Annotated in this window: 22 protein-coding genes; 14 read left to right on the top strand and 8 right to left on the bottom strand. The window is 58.9% G+C overall.

Annotation, left to right across the window (positions count from 1 at the left end; genetic code table 11):
* Nucleotides 1-9: 9 nt before the first annotated feature.
* From atpA to WX88_RS08790, 5 genes are all read left to right on the top strand, one after another.
* Nucleotides 10-1593, top strand: coding sequence for a F0F1 ATP synthase subunit alpha (atpA, locus tag WX88_RS08810; protein ID WP_046243980.1), 1584 nt, complete (start codon nucleotides 10-12; stop codon nucleotides 1591-1593).
* 145 nt (nucleotides 1594-1738) lie between these two features.
* Nucleotides 1739-2623 carry an ATP synthase F1 subunit gamma gene (atpG, locus tag WX88_RS08805; protein ID WP_046243979.1) on the top strand — a complete coding sequence of 295 codons (885 nt, stop codon included), beginning with the start codon at nucleotides 1739-1741 and terminating at the stop codon, nucleotides 2621-2623.
* 517 nt (nucleotides 2624-3140) lie between these two features.
* The gene (locus WX88_RS30760; protein WP_197076724.1) at nucleotides 3141-3380 is read left to right on the top strand and encodes a T9SS type A sorting domain-containing protein; all 240 of its coding nucleotides are present in this window, start codon (nucleotides 3141-3143) and stop codon (nucleotides 3378-3380) included.
* Between the two features lie 259 nt (nucleotides 3381-3639).
* The gene (locus WX88_RS08795; RefSeq protein WP_082115930.1) at nucleotides 3640-6036 is read left to right on the top strand and encodes a TonB-dependent receptor; all 2397 of its coding nucleotides are present in this window, start codon (nucleotides 3640-3642) and stop codon (nucleotides 6034-6036) included.
* 13 nt (nucleotides 6037-6049) lie between these two features.
* Nucleotides 6050-7171 (top strand): PepSY-associated TM helix domain-containing protein, encoded by a 1122-nt coding sequence (locus WX88_RS08790; RefSeq protein ID WP_046243976.1) that lies wholly within the window; start codon nucleotides 6050-6052, stop codon nucleotides 7169-7171.
* Nucleotides 7172-7220: 49 nt separating this feature from the next.
* Here WX88_RS08790 and WX88_RS08785 read toward each other — a convergent pair whose 3' ends face one another.
* Nucleotides 7221-7937 (bottom strand): HAD family hydrolase, encoded by a 717-nt coding sequence (locus tag WX88_RS08785; RefSeq protein WP_046243975.1) that lies wholly within the window; start codon nucleotides 7935-7937, stop codon nucleotides 7221-7223.
* Nucleotides 7938-8304: 367 nt separating this feature from the next.
* On the opposite strand from WX88_RS08785, the gene WX88_RS08780 reads away from it, so the two are divergent.
* The 4 genes from WX88_RS08780 (at nucleotide 8305) to WX88_RS08765 (ending at nucleotide 12656) form a co-directional block, all read left to right on the top strand.
* Nucleotides 8305-10113 (top strand): alkaline phosphatase family protein, encoded by a 1809-nt coding sequence (locus WX88_RS08780; protein WP_052732507.1) that lies wholly within the window; start codon nucleotides 8305-8307, stop codon nucleotides 10111-10113.
* A gap of 228 nt (nucleotides 10114-10341) precedes the next feature.
* Complete coding sequence (locus WX88_RS08775; RefSeq protein ID WP_046243974.1) at nucleotides 10342-10908, top strand: inorganic diphosphatase; 567 nt, start codon at nucleotides 10342-10344, stop codon at nucleotides 10906-10908.
* Nucleotides 10909-11008: 100 nt separating this feature from the next.
* Nucleotides 11009-11692, top strand: a complete 684-nt coding sequence (locus tag WX88_RS08770) for a DUF6766 family protein (RefSeq protein ID WP_046243973.1) — start codon at nucleotides 11009-11011, stop codon at nucleotides 11690-11692.
* 85 nt (nucleotides 11693-11777) lie between these two features.
* Nucleotides 11778-12656, top strand: a complete 879-nt coding sequence (locus WX88_RS08765; protein ID WP_046243972.1) for a UbiA prenyltransferase family protein — start codon at nucleotides 11778-11780, stop codon at nucleotides 12654-12656.
* Between the two features lie 117 nt (nucleotides 12657-12773).
* On the opposite strand, the gene WX88_RS08760 is transcribed toward WX88_RS08765, so the two are convergent.
* Nucleotides 12774-14339, bottom strand: coding sequence for a bifunctional ADP-dependent NAD(P)H-hydrate dehydratase/NAD(P)H-hydrate epimerase (locus WX88_RS08760; RefSeq protein ID WP_046243971.1), 1566 nt, complete (start codon nucleotides 14337-14339; stop codon nucleotides 12774-12776).
* A gap of 66 nt (nucleotides 14340-14405) precedes the next feature.
* Here WX88_RS08760 and WX88_RS08755 point away from each other — a divergent pair, with 66 nt between their 5' ends.
* The 3 genes from WX88_RS08755 (at nucleotide 14406) to sdaAA (ending at nucleotide 16612) form a co-directional block, all read left to right on the top strand.
* Nucleotides 14406-14918, top strand: coding sequence for an RBBP9/YdeN family alpha/beta hydrolase (locus tag WX88_RS08755; RefSeq protein ID WP_231590659.1), 513 nt, complete (start codon nucleotides 14406-14408; stop codon nucleotides 14916-14918).
* 102 nt (nucleotides 14919-15020) lie between these two features.
* The gene (gene msrB / locus WX88_RS08750) at nucleotides 15021-15476 is read left to right on the top strand and encodes a peptide-methionine (R)-S-oxide reductase MsrB (protein WP_046243969.1); all 456 of its coding nucleotides are present in this window, start codon (nucleotides 15021-15023) and stop codon (nucleotides 15474-15476) included.
* A gap of 230 nt (nucleotides 15477-15706) precedes the next feature.
* Complete coding sequence (gene sdaAA / locus WX88_RS08745) at nucleotides 15707-16612, top strand: L-serine ammonia-lyase, iron-sulfur-dependent, subunit alpha (RefSeq protein ID WP_046244078.1); 906 nt, start codon at nucleotides 15707-15709, stop codon at nucleotides 16610-16612.
* A 149-nt stretch (nucleotides 16613-16761) separates the two neighbouring features.
* Here the strand turns inward: sdaAA and WX88_RS08740 are convergent, their stop codons facing one another.
* The 6 genes from WX88_RS08740 to ispF form a co-directional block, all read right to left on the bottom strand.
* A complete protein-coding gene (locus WX88_RS08740; RefSeq protein WP_046243968.1) occupies nucleotides 16762-17820 on the bottom strand; it encodes a hypothetical protein in 1059 nt (352 codons plus the stop codon).
* Nucleotides 17821-17885: 65 nt separating this feature from the next.
* Nucleotides 17886-19265 (bottom strand): LutB/LldF family L-lactate oxidation iron-sulfur protein, encoded by a 1380-nt coding sequence (locus tag WX88_RS08735; RefSeq protein ID WP_046243967.1) that lies wholly within the window; start codon nucleotides 19263-19265, stop codon nucleotides 17886-17888.
* A gap of 41 nt (nucleotides 19266-19306) precedes the next feature.
* The gene (locus WX88_RS08730) at nucleotides 19307-19678 is read right to left on the bottom strand and encodes a GxxExxY protein (RefSeq protein ID WP_046243966.1); all 372 of its coding nucleotides are present in this window, start codon (nucleotides 19676-19678) and stop codon (nucleotides 19307-19309) included.
* Between the two features lie 53 nt (nucleotides 19679-19731).
* On the bottom strand, nucleotides 19732-21414 hold the full coding sequence (locus WX88_RS08725; protein ID WP_046243965.1) for a M28 family peptidase: 1683 nt from the start codon (nucleotides 21412-21414) through the stop codon (nucleotides 19732-19734).
* 154 nt (nucleotides 21415-21568) lie between these two features.
* Nucleotides 21569-23239 (bottom strand): M28 family peptidase, encoded by a 1671-nt coding sequence (locus WX88_RS08720; RefSeq protein WP_046243964.1) that lies wholly within the window; start codon nucleotides 23237-23239, stop codon nucleotides 21569-21571.
* Nucleotides 23240-23264: 25 nt separating this feature from the next.
* The gene (ispF, locus tag WX88_RS08715) at nucleotides 23265-23744 is read right to left on the bottom strand and encodes a 2-C-methyl-D-erythritol 2,4-cyclodiphosphate synthase (RefSeq protein ID WP_046243963.1); all 480 of its coding nucleotides are present in this window, start codon (nucleotides 23742-23744) and stop codon (nucleotides 23265-23267) included.
* Nucleotides 23745-24072: 328 nt separating this feature from the next.
* Here ispF and WX88_RS08710 point away from each other — a divergent pair, with 328 nt between their 5' ends.
* A complete protein-coding gene (locus tag WX88_RS08710; protein ID WP_046243962.1) occupies nucleotides 24073-24687 on the top strand; it encodes a TetR/AcrR family transcriptional regulator in 615 nt (204 codons plus the stop codon).
* Nucleotides 24688-24725: 38 nt separating this feature from the next.
* Complete coding sequence (locus WX88_RS08705; RefSeq protein WP_052732506.1) at nucleotides 24726-26405, top strand: TolC family protein; 1680 nt, start codon at nucleotides 24726-24728, stop codon at nucleotides 26403-26405.
* Nucleotides 26406-26440 lie beyond the last annotated feature (35 nt).

Here is a 26440-nt window from a genome sequence, read left to right as displayed (position 1 = left end):
CGCAGCATCATGGCAGAAGTACGTCCGGACGAAGTATCCGCAATCCTGCGGCAGCAACTGTCCAATTTCAAGTCCGAAGCCGAGCTGGAAGAAGTCGGCACCGTGTTGCAAGTTGGCGACGGCGTGGCCCGCATCTACGGACTGAGCAAAGCCCAAGCGGGCGAACTGATTGAATTCGAGAACGGCCTGCAAGCGCTGGTTCTCAACCTCGAAGAAGACAACGTGGGTGCCGTAATGCTTGGTGACTACTCGGAAATCCGGGAAGGCGCCACGGTAAAGCGCACCAATAAAATTGCCTCCATCAAAGTAGGCGAGGGTATTGTAGGCCGTGTGGTAAACACACTGGGCCAGCCCATCGATGGCCGTGGCCCGATTGCCGGTGACTTATACGACATGCCATTGGAGCGCAAGGCTCCCGGTGTAATTTTCCGTCAACCCGTAACGGAGCCTATGCAAACGGGCATCAAGTCAATTGACGCGATGATTCCGATTGGCCGGGGCCAGCGCGAGCTGATTATCGGTGACCGCCAGACCGGTAAGTCGGCTGTGGCCATCGATACCATCCTGAACCAACGCGAGTTCTTTGAGCGCGGCGAGCCCGTGTTCTGCATCTACGTGGCTATTGGCCAAAAAGCTTCGACCATCGCTCAGGTGGTGAATTCCCTCACCAAAGGCGGCGCCATGGATTATACCGTGGTAGTGGCTGCTCCGGCTGCCGACCCGGCACCGCTGCAATTCTACGCACCTTTCACCGGGGCCGCTATCGGTGAATACTTCCGCGATACGGGCCGTCCGGCACTGGTGGTTTATGATGACTTGTCGAAGCAAGCAGTAGCTTACCGCGAGGTGTCGCTGCTGCTCCGCCGTCCCCCGGGACGCGAGGCTTACCCTGGCGACGTGTTCTATCTGCACAGCCGCTTGCTGGAACGGGCCGCTAAAATCAACGCATCGGACGAGATTGCTCGGAACATGAACGATCTGCCCGACAGCATCAGGCACTTGGTGAAAGGTGGCGGTTCGCTCACGGCGTTGCCCCTGATCGAGACGCAGGCTGGTGACGTATCGGCTTACATCCCGACCAACGTGATTTCCATTACCGATGGCCAGATTTTCTTGGAGACGAACTTATTCAACTCGGGGGTACGGCCGGCTATCAACGTGGGTATCTCGGTGTCGCGTGTGGGTGGTAACGCCCAGATTAAGTCGATGAAGAAAGTGGCTGGTACGCTGAAACTTGATCAAGCCCAGTTCCGCGAATTGGAGGCTTTCGCCAAGTTTGGCTCCGACCTTGATGCCTCTACCAAACTCACTATCGAGCGCGGCCGTCGCAACTTGGAGATTCTGAAGCAGCCCCAGTTTTCTCCCGTGAAGGTAGAAGACCAAGTGGCTATCATCTACGCCGCCACCAACGGCCTGCTCGACACCGTACCCGTAAACCGCGTGCGGGAGTTCGAGAAGGAGTTTGGCCAAGTGATGAACTCCCGCTACCCCGACGTGCTGAAGGCGCTGAAGGCCGGCAAGCTGGAGGACACTGGCACCAAGGCCATCCGCGAGGTAGCCAAGGATGTATCGGCGAATTACGCTGTGAAGTAATCAAGCATTATTGAAGAACGTCATGCTGAGCTTGTCGAAGCATCTCTACCGTGCAAGTAATCCAATCGATTGGGTCAGTACTGAGGTAGAGATGCTTCGCCTCCGCTCCGCTTCGCTCAGCATGACGTCCCATTAACACCTATCAATGGCAAGCTTAAAAGAAGTTCGCAGCCGCATTCAGTCGGTGACGAGCACGCAGCAGATTACCAAAGCTATGAAAATGGTGGCGGCCGCCAAGCTGCGTCGGGCTCAGGATAATATCATCCGGATGCGGCCTTACGCCCAGCGCCTGAACACCATTCTGGCGAACCTGACGCGTACGGCCGATGCCGACATCGTGAGCGATTACGGCGTGGCCCGCGAGGTACGCCGGGTGCTGGTCATTGCCGTGACGTCGGACCGCGGTCTGGCGGGCGCGTTCAACTCAAACGTATTTAAGGGTGTGAATGCGGCTATTGCGGAGCGTTACGCTAACCTGCCAATGGCTAACATTTCGTACCTGGCCATCGGCAAAAAGGCGCATGACTACTACGGTCGCCGGGGAAACCTAGTAGGTAACTTCACCCATGTATTTGCCAAGCTGTCTTTTGAGACAGTACGCGAAGCGGCAGAGGTAGCTATGGATGGCTTCCGTAACGGAACCTACGATGAGGTGGTGGTAGTGTACAACGAGTTTCGTAACGTAGCCACGCAGATTATCCGCACCGAGCAGTTACTGCCACTGGTCCAGGTGGCTGCTCCGGTTTCGGCTACGCCCACGACTAACGTGGACTATATCTTCGAGCCGAGCAAGGAGGAAATCGTGCAAACACTGATTCCACAGTCTATTAAAATTCAGCTATATAAAGCGGTGCTCGAAAGCAACGCTTCGGAGCACGGTGCCCGCATGACGGCCATGGACAAAGCCACTGACAACGCTGGGGAACTGCTCAAGTCTCTCAAGCTGACTTATAACCGGACGCGTCAGGCGGCTATCACGACCGAGATTCTCGAAATCGTGGGCGGCGCGGAAGCACTAGCGGCGGGGTAACCGTAAGTTGGTAATGTAGTGAAAAGGCTCGTTTCCGGTGGAAACGGGCCTTTTTTGGTAAAAGCCGAGTGGAGAAAGAATGAAGAGGCAAAAGTCGATACTTGGAATCCTTCATCGAGGAAGGCTATCCGTTGGTCGTGGATGCCTACTAGTTCATCATGGTTAACACACGACTGGACGCGTTGCTTCGTTGAACGACTGGCGCTGGGGAAGCGCATTGGTTTAGCCAAGACCGGAGCGCTCATTTAGGCAGTGAAGTTGAGTTTTAGAGTTGCTCCTCTAATCCTATTCCTACCGGTATTGACGATCAATAGTGTAATCTGCCGCCTAGCTACTTCTTTCTTTCCGCACTTCAGCTATGTTCACATTCGTGTCATCCTGCCTATCCGTTAATGCTCATCGACTGACTTTGTCATTGTGCCTGTTATTAATGGGCGCTGCTGCCCATGCTCAGGCGCCGGATTCAAGTTTAGCACCAGCCTTAACTCCGCCCTCAACGGCGCTTACTGACCTCAATGTGTACCCTAATCCTGCCCACATCCGTGCGACAGTGCAGGTCCCGACAGTACCTGACGTTACCCATGCTACCGTTAAGCTGAGCGATGCGCAGGGAACCGTAGTGTTTGAGCAGCCCGTGAGTCTGACGGAAGCTGGCGGCAAGGCTGAGATACCGCTGCTGGGCCGGACGCCGGGCCTCTATCACGTGCTGGTGCAGGCCGGTGAGCAGCGCGCGGCGCGGATGCTGAAGGTGGAGTAAGTGGCAATACATGCCGACGCTAAAGTGCTAGCACCCGCGCTCCCGAAGCTGTCTTGGCTGCTGCAATCAACAATTATCCCCACTCTTTTATTCCTACTGCGCAGTCGAGAGTGAAAAGGTCGAACTAATAGTTGGTAGCCAGTTCCTTCGGCGGACAGGCACATAGACATCGTTGTTATTTAGAATGATTATAAACAAAACTTGTATTTGGGCGTCGTGGCCCTTTACTTTGTTCTGTTTAAAATAATTCTAAATAAGTATGAGCTTTGCTAACGTTGTCCGCTTCGTGTTGATAGGCTGTTTTTTGGCACTTATCAGTTCTGCTCAAGCGCAGGCAATACTAGATAAGGGCACTGTCAGCGGGATGGTGCGGACGGCGGATGGCCAGCCTGCCGAATTTGTGAGCGTGGCCCTGAAGGATATCGGTCGTGGGACTAGTACCGACGCCCGCGGCCGCTTCGTGCTACGCGATGTACCGGCTGGCTCCTACACGCTGGTTATCTTGTTCGTCGGTTTTGAAGCTCAAGAGCAGTTGTTGGAGGTGCGCCGAGGCGAAACCACCACGGTGCCCGACGTGAGCCTGCGCCAGAGCACCCGTGAGCTGAGCGAGGTGCAGGTGCTGGGCCAGAAGCGCCGTACAGCCTCGGCTACGCGCACCAACCAAGAGTTGCTGGATATTCCGATGTCTATTCAGGTCATTGGGCAGGATGTGGTACAGCAGCAGAATGCCTTCGATTTGGCCACGCTCACTCGCAACATTAGCGGTGTGAACTTGCAGGGCACTTACGGCGGGCAAGACACCTACCAGTTCTTTAACGCCCGCGGCTTCAACCTTAATAATGCGCAGAATTTCCGCCGTAATGGTCTTATGGTATGGAACATGGGTACTCACTTCAATGATAACATTGAGGCGGTGGAGTTTTTGAAAGGGCCAGCCGCCATTCTCTACGGCGACGTGGCGCCGGGCGGAGTGATGAACTTCGTGACGAAGAAGCCACTTCAGTACGACTACCGCCGGTTGGAATTGAAAGTGGGCCAGTACGGGCTACTACGGCCCACCCTGGACGTGTCGGGACCACTCAACGACAAGAAGACGCTGCTTTATCGCGTCAATACGACTTACCAGCAGTCCAAAAGCTTCCGCGATGAGGTGAGCAGCCGCGCCATCATGTTTGCGCCCACGTTGACCTGGAACCCGACGCCGCGCCTGAGCTGGACCGGCGAGTACGTATTCAAGCAAACCGAATCGGCCAATGACCCTGGCCTGGTCTCGCCCGATGGCACGTTTGCGGGGGTGAAGCGGCTGCCGCGCAGTCGTTACCTGGGCGAGGCACGCATGCAGTATACTTTCCGCGACCAGGGTCTATATTCGACGACGGCCTATCAGCTGGGTGATAACTGGCAGGTGCGCAACCAATTAAGCTATGGCTATACTACGCGCACCCCCTACGCCCTGGAACTGGGACAGCCTGACGCCCAAGGCAATCTGCGCCGCTTCGAATACAATTATAACCAGTGGTTTGACACCCGTACGGTGTCGCTGGATGTGACTGGTACTGTGCAAACCGGCTCCGTGAAGCACACGTTGCTGCTGGGCGCCGATTATTTCAGCACCTACTCGCGCTATACCGAAAGCGCGGGCTACAATCTGGTAGACAGCACATTCAATATCTTCAACCCGATATACAATCAGGCCAAGCTCAGCTTCGATAATTCGCCCTATAGCAACACGCGCTTTTTCTACCAGCGCAGCGGTCTCTACGCCCAGGACCAGCTTAGTGTACTCAACGACAAAGTACAAGTGCTACTTGGGCTGCGCCTGAACCGCACTCGCCAGGGCAACGCCTACGACAATGAGGCTGACCGCCCGGCTACCGACCAGATAGTGACGGTTCGGCCCGTCAGCCCCCGGGTGGGCGTTGTGTACAAACCCCAACCCTGGCTTTCGGCCTTTGCTTCCTACACCGAAAGCTACGAGGTGAATTCTCCGTCCGACTACGTGGGGGCGGTGAACGAAAGCGAAGCCAGCACCCTGAAGCCGACCTTGGGCAAGCAGACTGAGGCAGGTGTGAAAGCCAACCTGCTCGGCGAGCGGCTTGGCGTGACACTAACAGCCTTCAACATTGAGAAAACCAACGTCGTGGGTACCTACTACGAAGACCGCCTCGATCCTGCGGCCGCCGATTTCCGCTACTACGTGTACGACGGAGGTCGCCACCGTAGCCGTGGCCTGGAGCTGGACGCCAATGGCAAAATCACGCCCAACCTCTCGGTGACGGCTTCGGCCTCGCTGATTGATGCCCGCATTATCCGTGACCCAGCCTATACGGCGGGCAACCGCCTGGGCGGCGCTCCCCGCACGGGTTTCAGTGTGTGGGCCGACTACCAAGTGCCATTGGCCCAGCTCCGGGGGCTGACCCTCGGCTACGGCGTGTTTAACCGCGCCGGCTATTTTGGGACAAACGAAAACCTATTTCGCACGGCTGGCTATACGACAATGGATGCCGCCGTGGGCTACACTTACAAGCAGTTTTCGACTCGCCTGAACGTGAGCAACCTTACCGACCGCACATACTACCTACAGAACTTTTCGCCCGTGACCTGGGAGCCGCAGTGGGTACGCCGGGCAGTGCTGAGTGTAGCAGTGAGGTTTTAATCTTGTTTATATCGTGGCTAAGTTCACCAAATACGTTTTCGCCGTTCATGCTTGGTTAGGCTTGGTAGCGGGCGCGTTTATTCTGGTGATGTCGCTGACCGGCGCGGCATTGGTGTTCAGCAAGGAGTTGGACCGGGCCCTGAACCAGGAGCAACACCTGACGGCTGCCCCCGCGCCGGGACAAGCCCCACTGACCTGGGACGTGCTTTACGGCCGCGCCCGCCGCTACGCCGCTACGCGGGGCTACACCGTGGGCGCATTCCGGGACTTGCCCGCACAACCGACTGAGACCATCGAAGTGTTACTGGTACGGGGCGAGGAGTACACGTCGGTATACCTCAATCCTTACTCCGGGCAGGTGCTTGGGCCGCAGCCGCGTCCGCTCACGCGTTGGCTGCTCGAGTTGCACTACACCTTTTTTCTAGGCAAGGTGGGCGAGGCACTGGCGGCCCTGTTCGCGCTGGCGCTGGTAGGCTCGGTGCTTACCGGGCTGGTTGTGTACCGTAAGCATCTGGTACCTGTGCTTTTGTTCCAGCAGAAGATAAGCTGGCGCAACTGGCGCACAGCAGCCTCGGGCCTGCACCGGGTGCTGGGCGTCTGGACCTGGCTGTTCAATCTGGTGCTGGCTGTAAGCGGCGTCTGGTTTCTACTGTACCTGCTGGAGCCGGCCAGCTGGCAGGCCGCGCCGCCCGCCGCTGCAGCCCAGCCGGTTACTATTTCGCTAGATGCCGTGGTGCGACAGGTCCGGCGGCAACTACCCGGCGCCCGGCTCACTTACCTGAATTTTCCGCGCACGGCGGCCGACACCACGGGACAGTTCTACCTGGACTTGCCCGGCCGCTGTTGGCTGGGCGAGTGGGCCACCACCGTCACCTACAGCGCCCGTACCGGCCGATTGTTAAGCACGGCACTGGAAGCGGACCTGCCGCTGAGTACGCAAGTAAGCAATGCGCTCGGAGTGCTGCATTTTGGGCAATATGGCGGCTTGGCTGTTAAGCTGCTGTATTGCGCGGGCGGTTTGCTTACGGCTGCCATCAGCCTGACAGGCTTCGCGCTTTGGTGGCGTCGGCACCGGCCGGTGGTGCGTCGCCGCCAAAGCGCCACCGGACCACAGCCCACACCGCAGCCGGTTTAGCCTTCTCAAAGGTCAATTTGCGCCACCACTGGCTGCGGGCTTTTGCTTCTTACTCCAAATGCATGTACTGCCGCTGGGCGCGCTGCTTGTCGGGCTTGGGCGCGCGGGGCTGTTCTGCCAGTAGTTCCAGCAGCTGCTGGGGCTGGAAGTTCGTGAAATCTTTAATGACGGTGAGGGGAGCCTGGAATGCCTTGGCTGGCAGCGACGAGGCTACGGCTACCACGCGCATACCGGCTTTGTAGGCGGCCTGCTCGCCCAATACGGCATCCTCGAACACAATGCAATGCTCGGGTGCGACGCTTAGCTTACTGGCCACTACAGAGAAAGTGTCGGCGTGGGGCTTGCCGCGGTCCACGTCTTCTTTGCCGATGACCACGTCGAAGTGACGGCGCAGGTCGAGGTGGTCGATGATGTAGGCAATGGTCTCGGGTGGGGAACCTGTGCCGAGGCCGATTTTGAAACCAGCGGCGCGGGCTGCTTCCAGGAAGGCAGTGAGGCCGGGCATTGCGCGGCGCTTATCCCAATACAGGGTGCGGTAGAGGAACTCACGCTGCGCGGCGTACTCTTTGAGCTGCTTTTCGGGCACGGGGTGGCGGAACACCGTTTTGAGGATGGTCGTGGCCGGCATGCCGTTCAGGCGCTTGAGCAGTTGGCGGGCGTTGGTGGTCAGGCCCAGGTCGCGGAACAGCAGCTGGAAGGCGCGGGCTTGCGCGGGCGTGTTGTCGATAAGCACGCCGTCCATGTCGAAGATGAGAGCTAGATTCATTTAGTTAACGAATAATGGGGAATAGGCGCGGGGTGAAATGGGTGCGAGGAACGAGCTTTTTAGTGACCATTTGTAATTCCCTTAGCCGGCATGTGGGATGCTGCACGGCTGGCTGCCGCAACAGGTACTATGAGTTATTCCGGCGGCGAGCCAGGGACTCGAAACCAGGGCCCACGCCGCGGCAAGGTGTGCCAGCTAGGGAGCAGCTAATGGGTGCGGCTTTGAACGAAAAACGAATTAGTAACTAATAATTAACACGTAAATGAGTCCTGCTGCCCGCCTGTACTCAACTCGGCCCCAAAGCGAGGGTGCGGCTACCCCGTGTTGCGGGGTATCTTTGCCGCTGCATAGCCTTACCCGCTTTCTATTGAAAAAGATATTTGCCCTGGTTTTGGCTGCCTCGCTGAGTAGCCCTGCCTTCGCTCAAACTTCCAAGTCCCGTACGGCTTCCGTGGCCAACGGCTCGGCTAAAAAAAATACGGCGTCGGTCCTCGTCCGGCCCCAGCTGGTGGTGGGCATCGTGGTCGACCAGATGCGCTATGATTACCTGTATCGCTACTGGCAGAAGTTTGGTGCTGGGGGCTTTAAGCGGCTGTTGGGCGAAGGCTTCAGCTTCGAGAGCTGCCACTACAACTACGTGCCCACGTACACCGGGCCGGGCCACGCGAGCATCTACACCGGGGCCACGCCATCGGTCAACGGCATTGTGGGCAACAACTGGTTTGAGCGCGAAGCCGGCAAAGCCACCTATGTCACCGAAGACAAAACCGTGCAGAGTGTGGGGGGCACTGGCGCGGCTGGGCAGCAAAGCCCCCGCCACATGATGACCACCACCATCACCGATGAGCTGCGGCTGGCTACCAACTTCCGCAGCAAAGTCATTGGTGTGTGCATCAAAGACCGGGGCAGCATCCTACCGGCCGGCCACTCCGCCAACGCCGCCTATTGGTACGACGGCGGCAACGGTAACTTCATCAGCAGCACCTTCTACCAGAAAGCCCTGCCCGACTGGGTCGTGAAATTCAACCAGCGGGGCCTGGCTGCCAAGTACCTTTCGCAGCCCTGGAACACACTGCGCCCCCTGGCCGAGTATACCGAAAGTGCGCCCGATAATGTGAGCTGGGAGGCCGCTTATAAGGGAGAAGCCAATCCAGTGTTTCCGCACGACCTGCCCAGCATCAGCGGGGTGCCTGCCGCAGCCCGCAAAGACAACCGCCCCGGCCCCGCCAACCAAACTGCGGCCGATGGCAAAAATGCCTCCGCCACCCCCCAGGTCGGCGCCAGCACCGCTAATGCGGCCACTCCCAACCTCGGCCTGCTGCCCAGCACGCCATTCGGCAACAGTATTACCACCGACCTCGCCCTCGAAGCCATTCGGGCCGAGCAGCTGGGTCAGCGCGACATCACCGATTTTCTGGCCCTGAGCTATAGCAGCACCGATTATGTGGGCCATCAGTTCGGGCCGAACTCTATTGAGGTGGAAGATACCTACCTGCGCCTCGACCAGGAGTTGGCCCGGCTCTTCAACTATCTCGACCAGACCGTGGGCCGGGGCCAGGCGCTGGTATTTCTCACCGCCGACCACGGTGCGGCTCACTCGCCCGAGTTCCTGCGCGCCCATAGCCTGCCGGCCGGGGCTGTGGGGACCAGCGTGATGCGCGACACCCTGCAAAACCGCCTCGTGCGCCGCCACGGCCCCGGCAACTGGATACTCGATTTCGAGAACCAGCAAGTGTACCTCAACCGCCAGCTGGCCGCGCAGAAAAATGTTAAGCTGGCCGACTTGGCCGAAGAAGTGGTGCAGGTGATGGTGCACCAGCCCGGCGTGAGCCGCGCCCTCACCGCCGAAGATATCCAAAAATCGCACTGGGAAAGTGGCACGCTGATGTACCTCGAAAACGGCTACTACCCCAAGCGCTGCGGCGATGTGCTGGTGGTACTGGAGCCCGGCTGGTACGAGTCTTACACGTACCCGGCCAGCAAAGGCACTACCCACGGCGCCTCGTGGGCGTATGACACCCACGTGCCCCTCCTTTTTTGGGGCTGGCACGTAAAGCACGGCGAATCAGTGGCGCCAGTAAACGTGGTGGATATTGCGGCTACTGTGGCGCGCTTCCTGCACATTCAGGAGCCGAGCGGCTGCTCGGGCGTGCCGCTGGCGGAAGTACTGAAGTAGCGCCTCGAAGCACGATTGCTCCCTTCCTTGGTAAGGAGGGGACGCCGGCGCGCAGCGCCGGCTGAGGCGGTTGAGCCGTTGAACGACACGCGAAGAGGAGTGCTACGACGTTCTACCATCGTTCAACAAACCAAGCGCCCCCGTTTCAGCTTTCGGCTGAAGTATCACCCCTGAGCAAGGGGGGAGTTTTTTTGTTATACCTTAATTCCTTAACCCATTCACGTTTACATGAGCAAACATTTTAACCCTTGGCACGACGTATCGCGCGGCGATGAAAACCCCCAAGTTGTACAGTCTATCATCGAAATCCCCAAAGGCAGCAAAGGCAAGTACGAACTCGATAAAGAGAGCGGCCTGCTGAAGCTCGACCGCGTGCTGTTCTCGGCTGTGCATTACCCCGCCGCCTACGGCTTCATTCCCCAAACGTATTGCGACGACAAGGACCCGCTCGACATCCTGGTGCTCTGCTCGGTCGACATCGTGCCCATGTGCCTGGTAGAGGCCAAGGTTATCGGCGTGATGCAGATGGTGGACCAGGACGAGGAAGACGATAAAATCATCGCCGTAGCTGCTCACGATATTTCCGTGAACCACTACAACGACATCAGTGACCTGCCCCCGCACACGCTGCTCGAAATGCAGCGCTTCTTCGAGGACTATAAGGCCCTTGAGCACAATAAGCACGTCACCGTAGAGCGCTTCATGGGCAAGGAGGATGCTTACCGCATTATCAACGACAGCATTAAGCTGTACGAAGAAACCTTTGGCGAGCAGGTAGTGAAAGCCCTGAAGTAGACCCCGCCGTTGCGCGAAAGGCTGTCGGCCATTATTTCGCCGACAGCCTTTCGCGCAATGACAGTTAGCAACAAATCGATATTTCCCGTAAAGGCGAAGCATGGCTATTAACCGTCCTGCTTCGCCTTTTTGGCGTTTTTGCTACGAAAACAGTTTGTTGCTGCTAGTTGGCTTGCTCGTACTGCTGACCTTGGGCGGGCAGTTTGCCACCGGCTGGCACGAGTACAACGACGACCTGAAGAAAATGGGGCTGGCCGAGCTATCAGCCAGGCAGTATTTCCAGTCCGGCCACTTCCTCGAAGCGACGTTTGAGAACTGGGAAAGCGAGTTTTTGCAGATGGGACTCTACGTGTTGCTCACGGTGTGGCTGCGCCAAAAAGGCTCCTCCGAGTCGAAAAAGTTGTACGAAGAAGAGGAAGTAGACGCCGAGCCCGACCCTACCAAAAAGGACGCTCCCGGCCCTGTGCGGCGCGGCGGCTGGGTACTGGCGCTCTACAAAAACTCGCTTAGTCTGGCATTTTTCTTCTTGTTCCTGGCGGCGTTGTGGCTGCATGCCAGGGGCGGGGCCGAAGTATTTAGCATCGAGCAGGTGCACGATGGCAAGCCGCCAGTGAGCACGCTGGAATACATGGCCACCTCGCGCTTCTGGTTCGAATCCTTGCAGAACTGGCAGAGCGAGTTCCTCAGCATCTTAAGCATTGTGGGGCTAAGTGTTTTCCTGCGTCAGCACGGCTCGCCTGAGAGCAAGCCAGTAGACGCACCCCATACCAAAACCGGCAAGTAAAGCAGCACCATCCTTTTGATGCGGGGCAGCAGCGTCTGAGACAGAAATAGCACGGCCTTTCCGCCGCTGGCGCTACTTTCGCCTGATGCCCATTCGCGCCGAAAACCTGCCTGCTGCCCCGCGCCCGTCCGTTTTGCGGCGTGGGCTGGATGCACTGCTCTATAGCAGTGTGTGGCTGGCTGGCGCCGCGGCCGCCCAAACGGCGGCCACGTTCCGGCAGGTGCCTGCGGCCAGCGCTGTGAGCTACCGGCCGGTGCTGCTTGTATTTGCCGCCACGCTGCTCGTCTACAACCTCGATGCCGTGCTGCCCTTCAAGCACCGGCAGCCGGCTGGTACTTCCGGGCGCAAGGCCTGGCAGCAGCGGCACCGCCACGGGCTGGCCTTGCTGGCAGCCGGGGCCGCTCTGGTAGGCGGCGTCTTATTTCTGGTTGATGGCTGGTGGCGCTACCTGCCTGGCTTGCTTCCCCTGGCCGCGTTAGCGCTGCTATACTCGTGGCCGCTGGGCCGTTGGCGCGGGCAGCGTCGGGCCCTGCGCGAAATACCGCTACTCAAGGTGTTTCTGATTGCGGGCGTATGGTCGGCCATCACGGTGGGGCTGCCCATGCTGGCGCTCCGTCACCCCCTGGCCCAAGCGGCCATTCTGCTGGCCCAGCGCTTTTGTTTGGTGCTGGCCCTGGCCATTGTGTTCGACATCCGCGACGTAAGCCGCGACCGGGCCGCTGGTACCCGCACGTTCCCGGTGGTGCTGGGCCAGGCCGGCGCCAAAGCCGTCGCGCTGGTTTTCCTGGCTGCGGCCATGGTTTTGGGCATGATGCGCGGGATGCCGCCGCTCTGGCTGGGGCTCACCGGCCTCTCGGCCGCCTCCATCATCGTCCTCGCCGACGAGCGGCGGAGCGACTACTTCTTCGCTCTACTGGCCGATGGTGTGCTATTGGTGCCGGCCGTGCTGTATCTGGTGGGATAAAACCTCACCCCAGCCCCTCTCCCGTGGAGAGGGAAGCCGAGAAAGAGAGTTAAAAGATTTGGTCGGCAATTCGAATGCTCCTTTTTAATTCAACGGTTAGGCACCTCTCTTGAGGCCTCATGCTTCGAGCGAACCGGAATTATACCCTGAGCCGTCAGCTATCAGCCCCGCCAGAGCGGGGCCGATGTGGCGCACGATGTCCCCAGCTACTAATCCTGCCTGGCCCGTTTCGGCCGCGGCTAAGTCGCCGGCGCGGCCGTGGGCGAATACGCCCAGGCGCACTGCTTCAAAGGCGGGCAGCTGGGCATGCGCGCGCAAAGCCAGGAGTAGGCCGGTAAGCACGTCGCCGCTGCCGCCAGTAGCCATGCCGGGGTTGCCGGTGCTGTTGAAATGCAGTTCGCCAGTGGGCGTGGCCAGGCAGGTGTAAGCCCCTTTCAACACCACGAGGCAGCGGTGCTTTTGGGCGAAGTCGCGCAGCAGGTCGAGGCGGTGGTAGTCGTCGCGGGCCGGCTCGGTGAGGCGCTCAAATTCCTTGGGGTGGGGGGTGAGCACGGTGTTTTCGGGTAGCAGCTCCAGTAGCTCGCGATGCTGGCCCAGCAAGTTCAGCGCGTCGGCGTCGATGATGAGGGGCAGCGGTTTGGGGCGGGTTTCGGTGGCAGCGGCGGCTTCCAGCAGTTGCCGCAACACGGCGCGGCTGGCGTCGTGCTGCCCCAGGCCCGGCCCAATGCCCGCGGCTTGATAGGGCTTCAGGTCCGGCAATTCACTGATAAAATCCAGCTGAGCGTCGGTCAGGCACATAGCTTCGGGCTGACTGATTTGAAATATATCGTAGCCACAGCCGGGAATGTGAGCGGTGAGCAGACCTACGCCGCCGCGTAGGCAGGCGCCGGCGGCCAGCACGGCGGCGCCCATTTTGCCCCGGCTGCCAGCCAGCAGCAGCGCGTGGCCAAAGGTGCCCTTATGACTGAACTTCGGGCGCGGTGGCAGGGCGTGGGCCATGGTGGCGGCATCTGTGTAATGCCAGGGCGTGGCCGCTTCGGCAATGAAACGCTCACTCAGGCCAATATCCTTAACGAACCACTCGCCCACAAATTTTGCGTTCTGCGGGAGTAGAAAAGCCAGTTTGAGCAGGCCGAAGCTGACGGTATGCCGGGCGCGCACCACGGCGCTGTCGGCCGGCTGAGGCGCTTCGGCAAAGAGGCCGCTGGGCAGGTCTACGGCTGCCACGCGGGCGTGGGCTTTGTTCAAATGGGTGACTACTGCGGCGGCGAGGCCGGTGAGCGGCCGGCTAAGGCCGGTACCAAATAAGGCATCGATGACAACGGTGTTGGCGGCAATTGCGGGCAGGTTGCCCTCGATGATATCCGCCACGGGTACGGCCTCGGGCAGGCGCTGGCGGTTGTGCAGCCAATCGGCCGACTGCCTGGTGGCCGGCAGCAGGGCCACGCGCACCCGGAAGCCCGCCTCGTGCAGCAGCCGGGCCAGGGCCAGGCCGTCGCCGCCGTTGTTGCCGGGCCCGCAGAGCAGCAGCGTTTCGGTTTGCTCCTCGTGCCCAAACTGCTCATAGAACCAGGACAGCAGGGCTTGAGCAGCCCGTTCCATGAGCTGGGCTGAGGTAATGCCTTGCTCCCGGATAGTGGCCTGATCGAATTGCTGGGTTTGGGCGGCGGTCAGAATTTTCATAGAAGAGCTGGTTAAGGCCAGGAGAAGCTACTTTTGAATATGCAAGGAACAGCCTGCGTTTTTATTATGCCCGGTTTGGGCAATTCTGGCCCCGACCACTGGCAAACTCATTTCGAGCGCCTCAACCCCGACTTTATGCGCATCGAGCAGCGCGACTGGGAGAGTCCCGACCGTCAGGAATGGGTCGAAACCCTAGCGCGGGCCCTGGCTAATGAAGACCTCACCCGCGTGGTACTGATTGCCCACAGCCTGGGTTGCGTCACGGTGGCGCATTGGGCCGCGCAGTATGACCTACGCATCCGGGGAGCATTGCTAGTGGCGCCCAGCGACGTAGAAACCGCGCATTATGCGGCATTTCCCACCACCGGCTTTGCCCCCATGCCCCTGGATGCTCTGCCTTTTCCGAGCAAAGTAGTAGCCAGCTCCACCGATGAATGGGTGACCCCGGTGCGGGCCCGGCAGTTTGCCACCGCCTGGGGCAGCGAGCTTATTGACCTCGGCGCGGCGGGCCACATCAACACCGCCAGCGGACACGGCAATTGGCCGTTTGGGCTGGAGCTACTGCGCGACTGGCAGTAAGGAAAAGCCCGCTTGTCCGTCTGTCCTTATGCCCCGACAAACCTCCCGGTCACGGCTGCGTTTATCGAATACTCACTGCCTGTTTCATTCAATCCCCACCATATGCAAACCTGGAACGACGTCATCCGCCTCGCCAACCACCCCGCGCCGTCGCCCCGCCGCGTGGAGAAGACTCCCGCTGAGTGGCGCCAACTCCTCACGCCCGAGCAGTTCCACGTCACCCGCGAGCACGGCACCGAGCGCGCCTTTACCGGCGAGTACTGCGAGGCCCACGAAGCCGGCCTCTACGCCTGCGTGTGCTGTGGTACTCCGCTCTACGACTCGCGCACGAAGTTCGAGTCGGGCACCGGCTGGCCTAGCTTCACCCAGCCCGTCGATGAAAGCGCTATTCGCTACAAGAAAGACACTAGCTACGGCATGACCCGCGTGGAAGTGCTCTGTAACGTGTGCGATGCCCATCAGGGCCACGTCTTCCCTGATGGCCCGGCCCCGAGCGGCTTGCGTCTGTGCATCAATTCGGCCAGCATCAAGCTGGTAGCAGAAGGTCAGACGGCATAAGCCAGGAAACCGGACTTCTTGAAAAGATACAGTTTCTAACGGTAAGGGCAGTACGAACAATCTTCGAACGAGTAGCGAAGGAGCCTCGAACAAATCGAAATACCCTGCGCGCTCCTCTCTCCCGGCAAAAGTCAATTTCTCAATTCCTCCAGCCTCTTGTGCCCCGGTTGAAGACACCTTCGGCCGGAGCTTTGTGTTTCGGTTTTTTGGCCCTCCTCATCCCACCCATCATGTCCCTTCTCTTCAACGATTTTGCCTCCTGGCAAGTGCACTGCGCCGCCACCGGCGAGCCGCTATATCAGCCCGTGCTCGACTACGAAATTGAGCAAAAGGGTCGCACTGAAGAAGAAATCTGGAGTGGTCTGCAACGCGCCTATAACGTGATGCGTGACGCCGTGCACGAAGGCCTGACCGGCGACATGACCTCGCGCTCGGGCATGATAAATAATGGCGCCAAGAAGATTGCCGCCTCGCCGGTCACGGTTCTTTCGTCCGAATTCAAGCAGCTTATTACAAGGGCTTTGGGAGCCAAGGAAGTGAATTCCTGCATGGGGCGCGTGGTGGCTGCGCCCACTGCTGGGGCCTCCGGCATTCTGCCCGGTGTGCTCGTCACGCTCCAGGACTTGCATAAGCTCGAAGACCGTCAGATTCTCGAAGGCCTGCTCGTGGCTGCTGGCATCGCCCTCATCATCGAGCAAAATGCTTCGCTGGCCGGCGCGGTAGGCGGCTGCCAGGCCGAAACCGGCTCGGCGGCCGCCATGGGCAGCGGCGCCATTGTGTATTGCCTGGGTGGACCGGTGGAGCAGGTGTTTGCGGCCGTGGCTGTTACCATTCAGTGCATGTTGGGACTGATTTGCGACCCCGTAGCCGGCTTAGTGGAAGTGCCCTGCGTGGTTCGCAATGCCTCTGCGGCTGCCATTGCCTTCAGCTCGGCCCAAATTGCCATTGCGGGCATCGACCCCGTCATTCCGGTTGACCAGTGCGTGGCCGCTCTCGGCGAAGTGGGTCAGTCCATGGAAACCCGCTACAAGGAAACGGCGCTCGGTGGCCTGGCCAACACCACCCGCGGCCGTGAAATCGAGCAGCGCGTGTTGGTGCAAGACATCAACATCCTGCCCGATGATGGGGCGGCTTAGTGATATAGCCTTAGTAGCCCAATTCCTGCCTTAAAACAGGTTCCGTTGGTATCAACAATGGAACCTGTTTGTGCGCCTTGCCTGAATGTTATTCGCGCACGAGGCGATGGGTAGTGAAACGAATAGGGCTGTCCTCTACAAGCTTCGCCTCACATCGTCGTTTTTAAGCTCGGAGCCATGGTGAGGCGCGCCAGAAATTCCACAGCCGGTAGGTAGCGACCACGCAGTTCGCGGTACTGGCTCCAGGCGGCGTCCCGGTCCTGGCACAAGGCCATGCCGCGTTCAGCAAGCTCTTCGTACGCCGAATCGAAGTCGGCGCGGCCAGGCTCGGGCAGGGCCTGGTTGGGCATCAAGCTGGTAGATTCGGCCCCGGCCTCATTATCGAAGAAGCGGTACACCCGATTCAGAGCCAGGCAACCGGCCTTGAAAGTGAGTTCGACCTGCCGGGAACGGGGGCCTTCCACGGCGGCGAAGAGTAGGGCGGCCGTGTCCAGAATCAAGCCGCCGCTCGTCACCCAGGAACGGCCCGGCTGGGGCGAGCGGAAAAACGAGAGAATGGGCAGCGAGGTGTGACTTTCCTCAATCTCCACAAACCACCGCTCCCATTCGGCCCACTGCAGCTCGTCATTCTTTTCCGAGCCGTCGGGGTTGAGCCAGCACAGCAGCGTAGCGGTGGTAGGCGGTGTACCCGCCCGCAGCTCCAGTAGCGCCACCGTCACCTCCCGCCGCGAAAACGCCTGGTAAATAGTGGGCAGATACGACAGCAGCAGCGTGAGCAAGAGCAGCCCCAGCGTGGCTTCGGAATAAGTAAGGAACCCGCCTACGACGCTAAAGCTGTCAATGGTGCCCAGGGTCAGCAACGAGCTGCCGCTCAGTTGGTAGCAGTGCAGCCAGCTGCCCTCACCCACGGCCCAGTAGATGCAGGTATAGCCCAGGCTGACCAGCGCCTCCCACATCACGGGCAGCGCCACCAACGCCACCGGCGCGTAGTGGGCCATAATCTTGTCGCGCCGCTCGTAGGAGTTAGCCCTTTTGGCGGCCAAGTCGAAGAACACCCGAATACTGACAAATACCAACACGTTCAGTCGCACTACCTCGTTGCGGGGCAGAACGAACGAGCGAATGGCTGCCGATAAGGTGGTGACAACCAGTACTACACCCCCTAAACCAGCCACCACATGCAGAGCTAAAAGCAGATACGGATGCATACCAACGAAAGTGCTTGATACGAGCAAATGCGTAGAAACGTCGAACTGCCAGAATATTAACTTGGCTATTGTGGTGCCACGTGCCGCTTCCACAGTTCCCGGAACGAGGCCGGCGCTACCGCCAGCGCCGCCCGCCGCTTGCTCCAGCCCACTTGGCCCAGCAGGCGGCCCAGGCTCCAGTCTTTCACTTTGGCGGGCAGCACGTCGAGGGCCCAGCGGTGCTGCATGCTCCACTTCCACAGGCCGATGGCGGCGCGCTCCTCGGTGGGGGCGTGTCCTTCCTGCACACTCTGCTGGCGATTGAGCAGCAGTAGGTTGTGCAGCGGAATGCGCACCGGGCACACGCTAGTACAGGCTCCGCACAGGCTGCTGGCGTAGCTCAGGTGCTTGTGCTCGGGCAGCCCAGACAGGTGCGGGCTAATGACTGAGCCGATGGGCCCGGAATAAGTGGTTTCGTAGGTGTGCCCGCCGATGTTCTTGTATACCGGGCACACGTTCAGGCAGGCTCCGCAGCGGATGCAGCGCAGGGCGGCCCGCTTGTCGGGCTGGGCCAATAGGGTGGTGCGGCCATTGTCGAGCAGGATAACCACCATTTCCTCCGGCCCGTCTACCTCGCCAGCCTGGCGTGGCCCAAAGTACACAGTATTGTACACCGTGACTTGCTGGCCAGTGCCGCTGGTGCTGAGCAACGGCCAGAACAGGTCCAAATCCGTGAGGCTGGGAATGACTTTCTCGAGGCCCACCACCGCAATGTGCAGCTTGGGAAAAGTAGCCGACAAGCGGGCATTCCCCTCATTCTCAGTGACGGCCACGGCGCCGGCATCGGCGATGAGGAAGTTGCCGCCGGTCACGCCCACTTCGGCGGCGGTGTATTTGTTGCGGAGCAGGTGGCGGGCCGTGAGCACCAGCTGCTGGGCATCATCAGTCGACTCGGTGCCGAGGTGCTTCACGAAAATGTTGTTGATGTCGGCCTTGCTCAGGTGCATGGCAGGCGTCACGATGTGGTAGGGCCGTTCCCCGTTCAGCTGCACGATATACTCGCCCAGGTCCGTTTCGACGGACTCAATGCCTTGCGTGCTTAAGTACTGGTTGAGGTGGATTTCCTCGGTAGTCATGCTTTTGGCCTTCACCACAGTTTTGGCTCCGCGCGCCTTGGCCAGCTTGCCGATTTCGGCCAGTGCCTCGGCCGCGTCGCGTGCCCAAATCACCCGGCCGCCGCGGGCGGTGAAGGCAGCTTCGAATTGCAGCAGATACTCGTCGAGCTTTTCCAGCACGGTGGCTTTGAGATAGGCGCCGCGGTCGCGGGCCAGGTCATGCTGGTCGTAGAGCTTGAGCCCGGCGCTCACGGCCGCGTCGTATTTGCCGATGTTGAAGCGGATTTTGCGGCGGTGTTCGCGGTCGAATGCTTTGGCTTCGGCGTCTTTAAGGAATTGGTCGGCTTTCATTTTCGCACAGAGGTCAGGTGAGGTAAAAGAGTCTGCCCGAGCTAATTGGAAAGGCGAATGAGTTGGTCTTTTAAATGCATGGAATTGAAATTAATCAACAAGCCAGTTCTCAGGCCTGAAAGCTTCAAATAATTGAGCAGCTGCTTGGAATGCACAGGTGCTAACGCTTCAACAGATTTTAACTCCAAAATCACCCGGCTCTCCACAATCATGTCGGCCCGAAAAGCCAAGTCCAGCCGAATGCCATCGTACACGACAGGCATTTCCACCTGTGTAGCCACTAGCAAACCCTCTTTTCGCAGTTCATGCGCCAGCACAATCTCGTACACCGACTCCAATAACCCCGGCCCAAGCGCGGTATGCACCCGAAAAGCCACTCCCAAAATCTGACCAGTCAACTCATCTTTCTCCATAACATAACTCTGTAAACCTCATTTACCTCTCCTAACCTCTGTGCGAAATAAACTCAGGGCTTGTTGGAATCCACTACAATCCGCCCTTCCCGGTTCACCAGTTCCCACGCCGTATGGAACACCAGCTGCGCCCGCTCGGCCAGCTTGTCGAACTCAATTTTCTCCACGTCGTCAGTAGCCTTGTGGTAGTCGGCGTGCTCGCCGGTTGTGTAAAAAATCACCGGGATTTTGCGGCGTGCAAAGTTGTAATGGTCAGAGCGGTAGTAGATATGTTCGGGCTCGTTGGGAATGTTAAAGTGGTAGTCCAGCTCCAGCTTGGTGTAGTCGCGGTTGGCCGCTTCGTTAATCCGGTGCAGCTCCGATGACAGCTTATCCGAGCCCACCACACACACAAAACGCTTCTTCGGGCTATGCTTGCGGTCGGTGCGGCCCACCATGTCGATGTTCAGGTCGGCAATGGTATTGGCTAGCGGAAACACCGGGTGCGCGGTGTAGTATTCCGAGCCAAACAAGCCTTCTTCCTCCGCCGTCATCGTGGCAAATAAGATACTGCGGCGCGGGCCGTGGCCGTCTTTCTTGGCTTGAGAAAAGGCTTTGGCCAGGGCCAGCACCGCTACCGTGCCAGACCCGTCGTCGTCGGCCCCATTATAAATCGTGTCGTGTTTCACGCCCAAGTGGTCGTAGTGAGCGGATATTACCAGCACTTCCTCTTTTTTATCGCTGCCTTCGAGGAAGCCCAACACGTTCTCAGTAGTGAGTTGCTCCTGCGCCTGGGGCAAGTGAATAGTCACGGCGGGCGGCTGAAATCCGGCCTTTACCGGCCCACCCGCCTGCCCCAGGGTCCGGACGTATTCCATCAGCCCCGGCAGGGTAGTGCCTGCCAGCTGCAATCCCAGTTCCTGCGAAGTCAGGTACACGCCGATGCCCGGCGGGAGGTCCTCCCGTACTGTATCGATGATTTCCGGGCCGGGGTCGGGCAGGGAAAAAGCGGGCTCGTGCAGTGGATCGGCAAATTGCACGGCTTGCTTCTGAAATTCCGCCGTGGGCGCAAACGTCATCAGAAAAATGCTGCGGGCGCCCTTGGCCTTGGCCAGTGCCGCCTTGCGCAGGCCCGAATCCCAATAGTCCGCCTTGCGGCCGTAGGGTTTGAGCAGGTTACGCCCCCGCTCGTCCTGCGGCGCGCCCATAATGGCAACCACGTCTTTGCCCTTCACATCAAGCCCGGCGTAGTCCGAATAAGGGCCCTGCTCCACCCCAAAGCCCACAAAAATCGGCTGCGTAACGGTCTCGGCCCGGAAAGGCGATGGCATCGGTCCGTAGCTGAAAAAGTCGCTCAGCCACTCGTACCGTTGGCCATTTACTTTCAGGTAGCCTCCGCCTTCGTAGTTGCCTCGGGTAAGCTGGAAGTGCTGCAAATACGGGTTGTCGCTGCCTGTCACGGGCCCTTGCAGGCCCAGTTCCGCGAACTGCTTTACCAGATATTCTGCCGCCAGCTTCTGGCCCGGCTGCCCCGCCTCGCGTCCCTGAAAGGCATCCGAAGCCACCACCGTCAGGTGCTGGCGCAGCTCTTCAGGCCGAATGCCGGTGGCGTAGGTTCGCGACCAATTCGGGGCCGCGCTCTTGCTAATCGTGACTGCGCTCTTGGCTTTGGGTTTTGCTTTAGCAGGTGCCTGTTGGGCCGCAGCCGTTAGTCCGTTGGCCAAGGCTAGCAGCCCGCACAACACCATGTTTTTCATGATAATTAGGAAAGGGGAATTTGTCAAAGGGCATTAAACCAGAAACGCCCTGTCGGGCTTGCCAATCCATCTCGCGTGTACGAGCCCCGCCGTTTGAGGACAGGGACGAGGTGGTGGACCAAGCTCGACAGGACGTCCGGGCTTTTCAGCTGCACTACGGTTTGTTGGAGTCGACTACGATGCGGCCGTCGCGATTCGCCAGCTCCCAGGCGGTATGGAAAACCAGGCGGGCCCGCTTCTCCATTTTGTCAAATTGAATTTTGCTGATTTCGTCAGTATCCTGGTGGTAGTCGGCGTGCACGCCGTTGAAGAAAAAAGCTACCGGGACCTTGTTCACCGCGAAGTTGTAGTGGTCGGAGCGGTAGTAAAAGCGGTTCGGGTCGTCCGGGTCGTCGAACCTGTAATCCAGGTCGAGTTGCGTGTACTGCTTATTCTGTGCTTCGTTAATCACTTTCAGCTCCGAGGCCAGCTTGTCGGAGCCGATGACGTACACGTAGTCGGCCTTGCCCTCGTGTTCAGGGTCGGTGCGGCCTATCATGTCCACGTTCAAATCGACCTCGGTGCTGGCCAGCGGAAACACCGGGTGCTTAGAATAATATTCCGAACCGAACAGACCCTTTTCCTCGCCGGTCACGCTCAGAAAGAGCAAGCTACGGCGCGGGCCGTGCCCTTCCTTTTTAGCCTGGGCAAAGGCCTCCGCCATGCTAATAATGGCCGTAGTGCCCGACCCGTCGTCATCAGCCCCGTTGAAGACCTTTCCGTCCTGTATGCCCAAATGGTCGTGGTGCGCCGAAATGACGATGACATCCTCCTTTTTATCAGTGCCTTCGAGGAAGCCTAGCACGTTCTGCGTGTCGAGCGTCGTGCGTTTCCGAACCGCCTTAATCTGCATCGGCTTCACCTTGAACGGCGCCGGTACCGGTTGCTTCGCCGCCGCGATTTTGGCCAGATAGGCCTGTATCGCAGCATCGGTGGTGCCCAGCACCTGCAGGCCCACGGCCGGCGAAACGAAAAACGCCGGCGCCCGGCTGGGTTTGTCGTCGCTCACCATTACGGTGGACGGCCGGGTGATGTACGGCGTGAGGCGTGCCGTCTGCTTAGCGAAATTGCTGGTAGAGTTGAAGCTCACGAAAAACACCGTGCGCGCCCCTTTCTGCGCCGCTACCAACGCCTTGGCGCGGTAATCATTGCCCCATTTCGTGGGCGAGCCGTCGGTGCTGAGCACTGCTTTGCCGTCAGCGCTGGTCGGCTCGCCGAGGACAACGAGCAAATCTTTGCCCTTGACATCCAGCCCGGCGTAATCGGAGTAGCCGGGCTGCTCAATGCCGTAGCCCACAAACACGGGCTTCACTGTAGTTTCCTCCGTGAAAGGTGAGTCGTTTAAGCCATAGAAATCTGTGAGCCAAGCGTAGCTAGTGTTGCCCACTTTCAAGGTAGCGCCCTCGGCCCACGTCACCTGCTCCACGTTGAAGTGCTGCTGGTAGAGGTCGGCGGTGTTGGGTACTGGCCCTTGCAATCCTGCGTTCTTGAACTGCTCGGTAATGTAGGCGGCGGCCATGTGCTGGCCTTTGGTGCCCGTTTCGCGGCCTTCGTACTCATCCGAAGCCAGCACGGCTAAGTGAGTGCGCAAGCGCTCAGCCGATACCAGGTCGGCGTATTTCACGCTCAGGTCGGTACTGGCTGGCGTAGGCTGCGTGGCGGCCTCACTCTTTGCCGGCCGAACGGGGCTGCTCTTTTTGGTTTTGATTTTCACCTTGCCCTGGGCACGAGCCGGAGCAATATCAGCCAGGGTTAAGCAGGCCAGTAGGAGGAGCGTTTTATTCATGAAGCGAAGAGGGATAACAGGGTTGTTAGGCTTGTTGAATGAGCACGGTGGCATAGGCCGCCACGCCTTCTTGCCGACCTACAAAGCCAAGTTTTTCGGTGGTGGTTGCTTTGATGGAAATGTCATCCTCGGCAATTCCCATCACGGCGGCCAGCACGCGCTGCATTTCGGCAATGTGCGGGTTTACTTTGGGCTGCTCCAGGCAGACAGTGGAGTCGATGTTGCTCACTTCGTAGCCCTTGGCCCGCAGCAGGCGCATCACCTCGCTGAGCAGGCGCTTCGAGTCGATGCCTTTGTATTGCGGGTCAGTATCAGGGAAATGGAAGCCGATGTCGCGCAGGTTAGCCGCACCCAACAGCGCGTCGCAGATAACGTGAATGAGCACGTCGGCATCGGAGTGGCCCAGGGCACCGTGCGTGTGCGGCACCTGGATGCCACCGAGCCAGAATGGCAACCCTTCTTGTAATTGGTGAACGTCGTAGCCGAAGCCAGTGCGAATTTTCATGGGGGTAAAATAAGAGCAGCCCGACAGAGCCTATACAAAAGTACCCGCCAATAGTGCTTTAGACTAACCGAATGGTGACCCTTGTTCATAAATTAATAATAGGACTAGTTGCGATAAGTAAGCTAATGATATTAGCTTTACATTGCTACTGAATTTAGTCTGTAGGTTGCCGGAGGAATGAAATTTTTCGATGAGGGCCAAAATAAATTGTCCCACAATTCGTCCATCACCGGGCGGGAACGAATTCTACCCAAAGGATGATTGCGATAAAATTAATGGAAACTTTAGAGACGATAAAAGTTTCCATTGTATCTTTGTCGTGTTAACTATGGAAATCAAAGACCGAATTCTTCATCATGCGCAAAATCTTTTTATGCGCAATGGCATCAAAAGCGTGAGCATGGACGACATCGCCGCTGATATGGCCATGTCGAAAAAGACTCTTTATAAATGGTTCGAAAACAAGGACCAGATTGTGCTTGGAATGATGACTCACCACCTCGACTCAACTCAGCGCGAATGCACTAGCTTGATAGAAGCCGCGGGGTCAGCCATCGACGAGCTGTTTCGAATGATGGAGTGGATGAAGCAGCAGTTCACCAACATTCACCCCAGTATTTTTTACGACCTCCAGAAGTTTCACGCCGAAGCCTGGAAGCTCTGGATGGTTCACAAGCACGAGTTTATCCTCTCTCAAATCATCGACAACCTGCGCCGGGGCATTGCCGAAGGCCTCTATCGGTCCGACCTGGACGTGGAGGTATTGGCTCGCCTGCGTCTGGCAGAGATTGAACTGCTCTTCGACGCGACTCTCTACCCACCCCAGCGGTTTGGGGCCGAGCGTGTCTCAGTTGCATTAGTAGAGCATTTTATGCTGGGGGTGGCCACCATCAAGGGCCATAAGCTCATCAACCAGTACCGCCACGTGACTGAAGAAGAATAACCCGCAATTCCCGCTTACTCGTTACCCTTTTTGCTGTTATGAAGATGTTGTTTCGACCCAGATTCCTGCTGCTGGCTGCCCTGAGTGCGGCCGTGCCGCAAGAACTGCTTGCCCAGTCCCAGCCCTCGGCGCTGCCGACGGCCCCGCCTGCTACCGGTATCATGCCCCTGAGCCTGCAACAAGCTGTTAGTTACGCGGTGCAGAATAAGCCCTCACTGCTGGCTACCCGCTTGGCCGAAGCTACGGCTAAAGCCCGCGTGGGCGAAATCAAGAGCCAAGGCCTGCCCCAAGTGAACCTGGCTACTAACCTGTCGGACAACTTCAAACTGCAAAAGAGCCTTGTCGATTTCTCCGGATTCGGTGGCGGGCCCACGGCTACGCCCCTCACGGCGACTGATATTGCAGCTGCGCAATCGGGTCAAACAGTTAATATCAGGCCCGTTACGCTGCCATCGGAACCACAACCGCCGCAGGCCATTGCCTTCGGCCTGCGGTACGCCGGCAACACCAGCGCCTCGGTGTCGCAACTGCTGTTTGATGGCTCGTATCTTATTGGGCTGAAGGCAGCTAAGGTGTACACTGAGCTGGCTAAAAAGCAAACTCAGCAGGCTGAGATAGATGTGGTTGAACAGGTGAGTAAGGCCTACTACAGCACGCTCGTAGCCCGCTCACGCCTGGCTCTGCTGGCCCGCAATGTGCAGCGGCTCGATACCGTGCTGTTTCAAACTAACCAAACCTTCAAAGCCGGCTTTGCTGAGAAGCTGGATGTGGACCGCCTACGTGTGCAGCGTAACAACCTGGTGGTAGAGCAGCAAAAAGCCCAGCGCCTAACGGAGCTGAGCGTGGCTCTGCTCAAGTTTCAGATGGGCCTGCCCCAGCAGCAGAGCGTGCAGCTCACCGATTCCCTCGGGGCGGCGGTGGTGGATGCCGCCGCGCTTCGGCAGCGCCTCGGTACTGCCGACTTTGCCAATGGGGGCGCCGGCCAAGGCAATGTTCCCACCGCGCCAACAACGCCCAACACTGATAACGCGGCCGTGCAAAACCGCCTCGACCAGCAAAACGCGCTCTCGGGTGGCCTGCCCCCAGCCGCCCGCGGTGCCCTGAACTACAACAACCGCATCGAGTTCACGACCCTGGAAACGCAGCAGGCGCTGGCGGGCCTCGACTTGCGCAACCGGCAGGCGGGAGCTTACCCGCGCCTCGTACTCACGGGCGCATATGGCTTCACGGGCTCGGCTAAATCGGCCAGCGACTTATTTGCCTTCCGCGGCCCCAACTCGCGCAGCAGCAATGGCTTCCCCAACCAGAACTGGTTTGGCTTTGGCAACGTGGGGCTGAGCTTGCAGGTGCCGGTGTTCGACGGCTTCCGCCGGAAGTACCAGGTGCAGCAAGGCCGCATCGCGCAGCAAACCATTGAGAAAGGCTTCGAAACACTGAAGCAGAGCATCGACCTGGAGGACGCGCAAAGCCGCACCACGCTGGTAAACGCCCTCGACGTGCTCGACAACCAAAAAGCCAACCTGGACCTGGCCACTGACGTGGCTCGCGTCACGCGCATCAAGTTCAACGCCGGGGTGGGTTCTAACCTGGAAGTCATCACCGCCGAAACCGACCTGCGCACGGCGCAGACCAACTACTACGGTGCTATTTACGACGTGCTCGTGGCGAAGGTCGACCGCGATAAGGCGACTGGCGAGCTGTATCAGGCTACGAAATAGCGGTTAGCTCACGGCTGTCAGCTAGCAGTTGATGG

The organism is Hymenobacter terrenus (assembly GCF_000972495.1).
GTDB classification, from domain to species: Bacteria; Bacteroidota; Bacteroidia; order Cytophagales; family Hymenobacteraceae; genus Hymenobacter; species Hymenobacter terrenus.
The sequence above is the reverse complement of the archived record's forward strand: the minus strand, read 5'-3'. Positions and strand labels throughout refer to the sequence as shown.